This window comes from Tersicoccus solisilvae (genome assembly GCF_014643255.1).
In the GTDB taxonomy this organism is placed as follows: Bacteria; Actinomycetota; Actinomycetes; order Actinomycetales; family Micrococcaceae; genus Tersicoccus; species Tersicoccus solisilvae.
Map to the genome: position 1 here is coordinate 1 of NZ_BMJI01000053.1, position 741 is coordinate 741.

Annotated in this window: 2 protein-coding genes; both read right to left on the reverse strand. The window is 56.4% G+C overall.

The features are described 5' to 3' along the window. Nucleotides 1-114: acetolactate synthase 2 small subunit (locus IEX22_RS16175; RefSeq protein ID WP_188669264.1), on the reverse strand; the 114-nt coding region annotated here is incomplete at its 3' end. Next, the coding region (locus IEX22_RS16180; protein ID WP_229660102.1) for a thiamine pyrophosphate-dependent enzyme at nucleotides 111-741 on the reverse strand (631 nt) is incomplete at its 5' end. The genes IEX22_RS16180 and IEX22_RS16175, both read right to left, overlap by 4 nt.

A 741-nucleotide genomic window follows, 5' to 3' on the forward strand; every position in this document is an offset into this window, starting at 1 on the left:
GGCCAGTGTCATATGCATATCGCGGACGGTAAAGCCGCGGTGACGGGTTACCCGCAATACACGTTCCAGCACTTCGGGGCGTTGTTCCAGGGTCAATTCCAGATTATGGATCATGATCGCTTCTCCGTTTGTTCCATCATTTCACAGTTGGAGGCGCCGGGGGGAACCAGCGGCCAGACATTAAAGGCATCGTCTATGGCGACGTGCAGCAGGAAGGGGCCTTTGGCACTGAGCATCTCATCCAGTGCCTGCTCAACCTCATCGGCCGAGTAGATGGTGCGTCCGGGGATATCGAAGGAGGACGCCAGGGTAACAAAATCGGGGTTATCGGACAGGTCGGTTTCGCTGTATCTCTCTTCAAAAAACAGCTGTTGCCACTGTTTCACCATGCCCAACTTCTGGTTATCTATCAAAAGTATCTTCACCGGCAGTTTACGACGCTTGATGGTGGTCAGCTCCTGCACATTCATCATGAAAGAACCATCGCCGGAAACCGTGACCACAGTGGCATCCGGCCTTGCCATCTGCGCGCCTATGGCCGCCGGCAAGCCAAAGCCCATGGTGCCAAGCCCGGCACTGGAAAGATGATCTTCCGGGCGGCGAAAATGCATATGCTGGGCAACCCACATCTGGTGCTGGCCGACATCACAGCTCACCACAGAGTCGCTCGGCAGCTTGTTGGCCAGACGGCGCAACATGGCCGGCGCATAGATGAGTGAGCCTGGGTGGGCGTAATCCCAC